6 protein-coding genes and 1 pseudogene are annotated in these 7,358 nt (G+C 52.7%); all 7 read left to right on the forward strand.

From position 1 onward, the window contains the following. The first annotated feature begins 35 nt into the window (after positions 1–35). A complete protein-coding gene (gene rpsR, locus BUB44_RS11825; protein WP_027355949.1) occupies positions 36–269 on the forward strand; it encodes a 30S ribosomal protein S18 in 234 nt (77 codons plus the stop codon). A 192-nt stretch (positions 270–461) separates the two neighbouring features. Beyond that, complete coding sequence (locus BUB44_RS11830) at positions 462–785, forward strand: MazG-like family protein (RefSeq protein ID WP_027355948.1); 324 nt, start codon at positions 462–464, stop codon at positions 783–785. Between the two features lie 4 nt (positions 786–789). After that, complete coding sequence (locus tag BUB44_RS11835) at positions 790–1,773, forward strand: YybS family protein (RefSeq protein ID WP_073166615.1); 984 nt, start codon at positions 790–792, stop codon at positions 1,771–1,773. Beyond that, complete coding sequence (rplI, locus tag BUB44_RS11840) at positions 1,770–2,219, forward strand: 50S ribosomal protein L9 (RefSeq protein ID WP_073166617.1); 450 nt, start codon at positions 1,770–1,772, stop codon at positions 2,217–2,219. The genes BUB44_RS11835 and rplI overlap by 4 nt, the downstream gene beginning before the upstream one ends. Before the next feature lie 34 nt (positions 2,220–2,253). Beyond that, on the forward strand, positions 2,254–4,167 hold the full coding sequence (gene lonC / locus BUB44_RS11845; RefSeq protein ID WP_073166619.1) for a Lon family ATP-dependent protease: 1,914 nt from the start codon (positions 2,254–2,256) through the stop codon (positions 4,165–4,167). A 93-nt stretch (positions 4,168–4,260) separates the two neighbouring features. After that, positions 4,261–6,891, forward strand: a complete 2,631-nt coding sequence (locus BUB44_RS11850) for a replicative DNA helicase (protein ID WP_027355944.1) — start codon at positions 4,261–4,263, stop codon at positions 6,889–6,891. Positions 6,892–7,177: 286 nt separating this feature from the next. Then, positions 7,178–7,358: pseudogene (locus BUB44_RS15595) on the forward strand (ISLre2 family transposase); the annotation flags it as partial.

The following is a 7,358-nucleotide window of genomic DNA, read 5'->3' on the forward strand; positions in this document are numbered from 1 at the left end:
ATAAATAATTCTGCCAGAAATAAGGGGTGAATTGCTTGGCTAAAAGGGAAAGGGGACGCCGGGGGAAAAAAAGAATCTGCAATTTCTGTGTGGATAAAATTGATATTATTGATTACAAGGACGTATCCCGGCTGAAAAAATACATCACCGAACGGGGTAAAATCTTACCCCGGCGCATATCCGGGAACTGCGCCCGGCATCAGCGGATGCTGACCGTAGCTATTAAAAGGGCTCGGAACATAGCCCTCCTGCCATTTACAGCCGAGTAAAACCAAGGGGAACTTGCCGGTTCCCCTTATATATTTGGTTTGGCCACCAGTAACCCTGTGAGATCAATATCCCACTCCTGAAAATATACTGCACCAGGTCCATCAAATAACAGGTGCCGATTGCACATGAGGGGCAGGAAAAGCGGGGTTGCCTCGCGAAGTAAGTTCAGGATAAGAAAAGGGGGGCGATCCATGTTCGGACCCCGGGGCCATCAGGATACGGGTATTGCGAAAAATATAAGGGTAATTGAGTGGCTGAAGGCGGACCTGCTGGCATCCCTTGCCGCCCTGTATAAAGCCATGCTGCGGGGTAGTGAAGAAAGACTGCTGGATGCGTTCAGCAGCATTATTATTACCTGTTACGTGCTGGGACGCCGGCTGGGGATCAGTTTTACCCGGATGGATCTCAAGCTGGAGAATAAGCTGCGCCAGGGTATTGAAGAAGGACATGAAATGGAAAGATGGTACGGGGACTTATCTGCCCTGCTGGCCCACCTGGTAGAAAAAAAGAGGTGATTCCTTGGTTTCCCAATGGCGGCACAATAACCTGGTGGAAGGGGCAATTTTTGCCAGCCTGACGGCAGTGATAGCTCACCTTGGCCTGCTTGTTCCACCGCTGTTCCCACTGATCAGCGTCGTTATACCCCTACCCCTGGCTGTGCTGGTGAAAAAGCGAGATCTTGTAACAGGTGCCCTGGCCCTGGTGGTGGCAGCGGTGCTTTTATTAGTGTTTTATGGCCGTCCGGTCACCGTAATGATGCTGGTCATTCAGCTTGGCCCGCTGGGCCTGCTGCTGGGATTGCTCTTTAAAAACCGGGTACGGGCTGGCCTGGCAGTGGCCATGGCCACCGGCATAGCGGTTATTTTAAACGTAATAACCCTTTTGTCAGGCTTCTGGTTCCTGGGAATTAATCCCCTGGCGGCGGGTTCAGGAATATATGGAGATATTGAACAACTTCTTGCTTTTTATCAGCACCAGGGCCTGATCGAACCGGGGATGGAAGATGAGATACGGCACCTGCTCCAGGAAATGGTGCAACTGATGATACTTTTGTTCCCTGCTAACCTGGTCCTCTGGTCCCTGGTTTCCACCACCATCACTTATTACCTGGGCCAGGTGGTACTCCAGCGGCTGGGATACGGGGTTGAAACGCTGCCCCCTTTCCGGCAGTGGCAAATACCCTGGTATTTTGTGTGGATTGTGATCACGGGCCTGCTATTGTTCCTGACCGGCGACGCACTGAACAAACAGTCCGTGGCCGCGGCCGGGAAGAACCTTGTCTACCTGGGCGCGTTTCTTTATCTGGTTGCGGGCCTTTCGGTGCTGGGCTTTTATTTTGACCGTTTTCAACTGTCCAGGGCAGTCAGGTTAATCCTCATGGTGGTTCTTATTTTATACTGGCCGTTTACTGTTGTAGCGTTAACCATACTGGGTCTGGTGGATTCGCTGTTAAATATAAGGCAAGCTGCGCAGCATCGCAAAAAAGGAGGCGACGACAGGTGAAGGTTATATTACTGGAAGATGTGAAAAACCTGGGCACCAGGGGTTCTGTGGTAAATGTAAGCGACGGTTATGCCAGGAATTATCTTCTTCCCCGCCGCCTGGCCGTAGAAGCAACCCCCGCCAGGATGAAGGAACTGGCCCAGAAGAAGGCCATTGAGAATAGAAAACGGGAAGAAGCGGAGGTGCAGGCCAGGGAACTGGCGGCCAGGCTGAACGGCCTTACCGTACAGGTGAAAGTAAAAGTCGGCGAAGGTGGCCGTCTTTTTGGTGCCATAAATACCAGGGACATTGCCGAGAACCTGGAGCGGCAGCACAACATTACCGTGGACAAGAAAAAGATCATGCTCAAAGAACCGATCAAACAACTGGGAGAACAGGTGCTGGTGGTAAAGCTTCATCCCAACGTGCAGGCACAAATAAGGGTAGCAGTGGTTCCCGAGGATTAACATAGCCGAAGACGTGAAAGGAGTAGCCGTGGCAATGAAAGCATTCCTGCACAAGTTTAAAGAAAGCCAGGAGGAAACATGTACCAGGTTGAAAGGCGTGGAACAGCTTCGCCGCCAGGTTAACGCCCTTTATAACATGGCAGCAAGCATATTCGGGTCGGATAAGCTGGTCCTGCGAGCCGGCAAGCTGAATGTCCTGCACTTGATGCGCTCGGAACGCCTGGAAGAAAGGGTCCTCGCTCTCCAGAAACTGGTGTTTGAAGATCCCACCCTGGAGGAAGCGCCCGGCCTGGAGGAAATTCCGTCCATCCTGGAGCAGGTGGAAGAAGAAATTGCCGACATACTGGCCAGGCGCACGGTGGAAGACGAGCTGGAAAAAAAGATTAATGAAAAATTGCAGCAGCGGCACGAAGAATATGTCAAAGAGATAAAAATGCAGGTGCTCAAGGAAAACACCGGGCCGGAAAATGCTCAGACGCTAAAAAAACTGGCTATTCTGGAAAAACTGGAGCAAAAGAAACTTTCCCGTTCGGCCATGGAAGTGCTCCGGCCGGGAGATTTTTCCGAATTGGTGGGCCAGGAAAAGGCCGTCAAAGCACTCCTGGCCAAGCTGGCTTCGCCTTTTCCCCAGCACATAATACTCTACGGGCCGCCGGGAGTGGGAAAAACCACTGCAGCCCGTCTGGCCCTGGAGGCTGCCAAGAATATCAACGGTTCTCCCTTTGCCAAAGATGCACCCTTTGTAGAGGTAAACGGCTCTACTCTGCGCTGGGATCCCAGGGATATAACCAATCCTCTCCTGGGTTCGGTTCACGATCCCATTTACCAGGGGGCGCGGCGGGATTTAGCCGACAGCGGCGTGCCCGAGCCCAAGCTGGGCCTGGTTACCGAGGCCCATGGAGGCGTTCTTTTTATTGATGAAATAGGTGAAATGGATCCCGTGCTCCAGACCAAGCTGCTGAAGGTTCTCGAAGATAAGAGGGTCTTTTTTGACTCACCCTATTATGATCCCCATGATCCTGCAGTGCCCCAGTATGTGCGCAAGCTGTTTGAAGAGGGGGCACCGGCTGACTTTGTATTAATTGGTGCTACCACCCGGGAGCCAGAAGATATTAACCCGGCCATCCGCTCCCGCTGCGCGGAGGTCTATTTTGAGCCGCTAACACCGCAGGATATTGAACTTATTATCAGGCAGGCGGCAGAAAAACTGGGGGTTCACCTGGAGGAAAAGGTTCCCGAACTTATCAGTCAATATACCATTGAAGGGCGCAAGGCCATCGGTATACTGGCTGACGCTTACGGGCTGGCCTGTTACCGGAGCGGGGGAAGGGTGGGGAAAGAAGGTATTACCCTGCAGGATGTTTACGAAGTGATCCAGACCAGCCGCCTGAGCCCCCATGTAATGCGCAAAGGTTGCGCGGAAAAAGAAGTGGGCAAGGTTTTCGGCCTGGGGGTAATGGGTTTTGTGGGTTCTGTTTTGGAAATCGAAGCGGTGGCTTTTCCAGCCCGCAACCAGGGCCAGGGTACCATCCGCTTTAATGATACGGCGGGAAGTATGGCCCGGGATTCCGTTTTTAATGCTGCCTCGGTAATTCGCAAGATAACCGGGGAGGACCTGGCCAGCTACGATGTGCACGTTAATATTGTTGGAGGAGGGCGCGTGGACGGCCCTTCTGCCGGGGCAGCCATCTTCCTGGCCATTTTGAGCGCCATTCAGGAAAGACCCGTACCCCAGGATGTAGCCATAACCGGAGAACTGTCCATCCAGGGCCGCATCCGGGGCGTGGGGGGTATCGTGGAAAAGATCTACGGTGCCCGCCAGGCAGGCATGCGGCGGGTAATTGTTCCTGCGGAAAACAAAAGCGAAGTTCCGGCTGGCCTGCAGGGCGTGGAAATCATTCCTGTGGCTACGGTGGAGGAAATGCTGCAGCATATATTCGGCAGTTAAACTGTTCCGGGAAATGCACAGCAGCAACAGGGGCGGCAGTCGCAACGTCGGGCTGCCGCCCGAATAATCTTACCGGCAGGTTGGTGAAGCATCATGAGCGATAAGAGGCCACCTCAAAATATAGATGCAGAACAATCGGTGCTGGGGGCAATGATGCTGGACCGGGAAGCCATATCCCGGGTGGCCCGCCTGCTTAAACCCGAGGATTTTTACCTGGAAGCTCACCGCAAGATATACGAGGCCATCCTGGCGCTGGAGGAGGCGGGCCAGCCCGTTGATCTGCTAACCGTGACCAATTACCTGCAGGAGAAAAAACTGCTGGAACTGGCCGGTGGAGTTACATATGTGGCTTCTCTGGCCAGCATCGTGCCCACCACGGCAAACGTGGAATACTACGCCCGCATTATTGAAGAAAAGGCCATCCTGCGCCAGCTCATAGGGGTGGCCGAGAGGATTGCGGGCCTGGGTTATGAAGGCAGCGAAGATGTGGAGCGGCTGATCGATGAAGCTGAAAGGATGATCCTGGAGCTGGGCGCCCGGCGCAATACCGGCCTGTTTCTATCCATCAAGGAAATACTGCAGCAGATTTTTGAGTACATTGAAGAACGTTACCGTAACAGGGGCACGGTCAGCGGCATAGCCAGCGGTTTTACCGATCTGGACCGGTTGCTCTGCGGCTTTCAGCCCGGGGATCTGATAATCATTGCCGGGCGGCCGGCTATGGGTAAAACCAGCCTGGGGCTGACCATTGCCCAGCAGGTGGCCCTGCAGAGCCAGATACCGGTGGCCGTGTTCAGCCTGGAGATGTCCCGGGCCCAGCTGGTCCAGCGGATGCTCTGTGCCGAGGCCATGGTCGACCAGCAAAAAGTACGCAGCGGTTATTTAACCCCGGAGGACTGGGCGCGTCTTACCAGGGCAGCGGCCCGCCTGGCTAAAGCTCCCCTGTACATAGACGACACGGCCATCCTTTCACCCCGCCAGCTAAGGGCCAAAGCCCGCCGCCTGCAGGTGGAAAAGGGCCTGGGGCTGATCCTGGTTGATTACCTGCAATTGATGCAGGGTAACCGCCGGGCGGAAAACCGGCAGCAGGAAATTGCGGAAATTTCCCGCTCCTTAAAAGGGGTGGCCAAGGATCTGAATGTACCCCTGGTGGCCCTGGCCCAGTTGAGCCGGTCGGTGGAACAGCGCCAGGATAAAAGGCCGATCATGTCCGATTTGCGGGAAAGTGGCTGCCTGGCCGGTGAAACACTGGTGCAATTAGCCAGTGGACACCGGGTTCCAATCAAGGATTTAGTTCGGGAAAAGCAGCCTGTAAAGGTTATGGCACTTAATGAAATAACATGGAAACTAGAGCCTGCCGCGGTTAGCAAGGTGTGGTGTACAGGGGTAAAACCTGTATTTCGACTTTGTACCCAGCTGGGTCGTGAAGTGCGTGCTACGGCAAACCACAAATTCCGCACTTTAGAAGGGTGGAAATGCTTAGGTGAGCTACAGCCTGGAGAGTTCATTGCATTACCCAGGTCGCTGGAAGGCTTGTCAATAGCCGGTCCCTCCATGAGCGCTTCCGAAGCCGCGCTCCTCGGCCACTTGCTTGGGGACGGGTGTACACTGCCTCGCCATGCAATACAATATACAACTAAGGAACGCCAATTAGCAGAAATTGTTATGGACTTAATTAATGATTTATTTAAAGAAAAGGTATTTCCGCGTGTAGAGCGGCAGCGTGATTGGTGGCAGGTTTTTTTAGCTTCTACTACTCAACTAACCCATGGAACGCGGAGCCCGGTGGCACAATGGATGGATAGCCTGGGAGTTTGGGGTTACCGATCCTATGAAAAACGGGTTCCGAAGAAATTATTCACGCAGCCACCAGAGATCATCGGCCACTTCCTTCGACATTTATGGGTTACTGATGGCACGCTTGGGGTATTTGGTCGTAAGAAACCACGCGCTATTATTTCTTATGCTACTAGCAGCAAGCAAATGGCGCTAGATATTCAGCACCTGCTTATGCGCTTTGGGATAGTGGCAAAAGTAAACCGAGTACCCCAGCCGGGCAAAGGACGTGACCAATGGCATGTAGTAATCAGTGGAAAACCTGATATTATGTGTTTTATACAACAAATAGGATGTTTAGAAGCCAAGAAATCACGCCTTCAAGAGATTTTGGATTTCTATTCCAAGCGAGACCACATTACGAATAAGGACGTTATTCCGGCAACAGTATGGTACTCCATAGTCGAGCCCGCGCGACAGTTAATTGGACTTAGTCAAAGAGCAATGCAGGCCGCGCTGGGGGTTCAGTACTGCGGTTCAACTCTTTACAAGAGTAATCTCAGCCGAACCCGTGCCTTCCGAGTGGGCCAGATTGTTCAGAGCGAGCTTCTAATACGTCTTAGCCAAAGCGATGTTTTCTGGGATCGAGTGGTAAGCATTGAGCCCGATGGTATTGAAGAGGTATATGACCTTGAGGTCCCAGGACACCACAATTTTGTTGCGGCCGATATCATAGTTCATAATTCTCTCGAGCAGGATGCGGATGTGGTCATGTTTATTTACCGGGATGAGTACTACCGGCCCGATACGGAAAAGCGGGGCATAGCGGAAATTATTGTGGCTAAACAGAGAAACGGCCCCACGGGGCTGGTGGAGCTGGCTTTCTTGAAGGAATTCACCAGGTTCATGAACCTGGCCAAAGAGGAAGTACCGGGAGGGCCCCAGTAGGAAGGTATTCTAGTTGTAAAAGGGTTTTTAGCGGTTCCCTTTACCCAGGTCCCTGTATCTTCGCTGGTGATAACCGGGGGACTGTCGTTGCGCGGGAATACACACAACTGCATCACTTCCGTGAACCGGGTGCGGTCCAGTGCCGGGAGATGCGTGTATCCCGGGCTTAGTGTAAAGTTACTGTAGGAAATTGAAGAAGGAAAAAGGCGGTAGGAAATAGAAAGGAGAGTGCACCGCCTAGGAAGGGCGAGTAACCGAAGGATCGGAAACTCGGAGGTGCACTCTCATGAAGATAATTCAGCACGTATATAACAGTTTCCTGCAAGTAGCCACTTTAATTTTTGAGAAACTTGAGAAGGGGATTGATTATCCAAGGTTTCAGCTTGAGCTGCAAGACGTGCTCAATGAATTGGGCCGTAATATATGCAAGGAAGTATTGGAAGCTGCTGATGACTATGTAAGGCAGC

The organism is Desulfofundulus australicus DSM 11792, assembly GCF_900129285.1.
GTDB lineage: Bacteria > Bacillota > Desulfotomaculia > Desulfotomaculales > Desulfovirgulaceae > Desulfofundulus > Desulfofundulus australicus.